This is a genomic window from Streptomyces sp. NPDC056222 (assembly GCF_042264065.1).
Classification (GTDB): Bacteria; Actinomycetota; Actinomycetes; order Streptomycetales; family Streptomycetaceae; genus Streptomyces.
The window spans coordinates 1-1,127 of sequence record NZ_JBHJTL010000227.1 but is presented as its reverse complement, the minus strand read 5'-3'; the positions used below and the strand labels follow the sequence as shown (position 1 = coordinate 1,127).

The window sequence follows — 1,127 nt, the reverse complement described above, 5'->3', positions numbered from 1 at the left end:
ATGCGGACCCAGAAGTCAGCTTCGCGGAACAAACCACTGGAAGTCGGGACCGAGACGACAAGTGCCTCCCCGGAGCTCCCCAGGAACTCGAAAGTGCCGGTCGGTACGTCTGCACTCGCAGCCTCCACAACCTCGGCCAAGCGTCGCGGGCATACCCCATCAATAACGGCTTCTTCTTGAGAATCACTCTTCATTTACGGACCTCGAGCGGGGATACACAGTGGTCTTCATGGACAGAACGACCGAAATTCAAAGGCTTGGAGCCGCCCTCCTTGCGCTACGCTGCGTGTGCTACCAACACAGCCCGCAAGGAGGGCGACATGACAGAAATAAAGCTGAACATCTGGCCGACACATGGCTGGCAGCTGTTCGAGATAGAGGGGCACAAGCTCATGGCTCTGAGCCTCGTCCTCCGGTCAAATCCACAAAACAGAGCCGAGGTATCGAACTCTCAGGCGTTCGCGATGTCGCCCCAACAGATGCGCGCACTCGCAGCGGACCTGACCAAAGCAGCGGATCTAATGGGATCGCGCGATTCACCAGCGACCGAACCCGGGAGACATTGATACGGGGAACGTCGCGTGGCCGAAGATCCTTCGAGGACCTGACCTCGGCCTTCGAAAGGAATAGCCTGGGATCAGTAATGAGCGCCGCAACGACGGCGGGCCATTGTTGGAAGGCGCGCTGGCGGCGATGGATCGCCAGCCGCCGCTTCAGTGCGTGCATATCAGGTAAGCTCCTGTTGGCTGCCACAGTTGGCTCGACCAACCAGGCTGCGAACCTCGGACCCCGCCGACTCCGCAGTCCTGAAACCGATGGCCTCGCCGGTGAAGGAGAGAGCACCGGCGGTTTCATTACCCTCAGGCACTTGGGTGCCACCCTTTGGGCGAATCTCGACCAGATCGGGTCGAAGGCTACGAGCTGCGGCCAAACCCGCGTTGAAGATCAGTGCGATATCCTCGTCAGCGAGGTCGTGCTGCACCGCGTAATCGCGGATGCGAGAAAGGTGGTGCTCCCGCACCTGCTCGGGGGTCAGTTCAAGCATCGAGGCTCTCCATGGATACGGAACGGATCGAGACGCGCGGCGAAGACGGGCGCGTGGTTTCAGTCATCAAGCACCGCACGCG

The 1,127-nt window shown here is 60.4% G+C and carries 3 protein-coding genes; 1 reads left to right on the top strand and 2 read right to left on the bottom strand.

Features of this window, described 5'->3' with window-relative positions; translation table 11 throughout:
- A partial coding sequence (locus ACFC0D_RS38690; RefSeq protein WP_376446820.1) for a hypothetical protein occupies positions 1–194 on the bottom strand: 194 nt, incomplete at its 3' end.
- A gap of 126 nt (positions 195–320) precedes the next feature.
- Between ACFC0D_RS38690 and ACFC0D_RS38685 the strand changes: the two genes are divergently transcribed.
- On the top strand, positions 321–566 hold the full coding sequence (locus ACFC0D_RS38685; protein WP_197652462.1) for a hypothetical protein: 246 nt from the start codon (positions 321–323) through the stop codon (positions 564–566).
- Positions 567–727: 161 nt separating this feature from the next.
- Here the strand turns inward: ACFC0D_RS38685 and ACFC0D_RS38680 are convergent, their stop codons facing one another.
- Positions 728–1,045: a hypothetical protein gene (locus ACFC0D_RS38680; RefSeq protein ID WP_197586526.1), complete on the bottom strand. Its 318-nt coding sequence runs from the start codon at positions 1,043–1,045 to the stop codon at positions 728–730.
- Positions 1,046–1,127 lie beyond the last annotated feature (82 nt).

Coding starts and splice junctions, on each gene's coding strand:
- ACFC0D_RS38680 (WP_197586526.1), bottom strand. CDS start 1,045: ATGCTTGAACTGACCCCCGAGCAGGTGCGGGAGCACCACCTTTCTCGC.
- ACFC0D_RS38685 (WP_197652462.1), top strand. CDS start 321: ATGACAGAAATAAAGCTGAACATCTGGCCGACACATGGCTGGCAGCTG.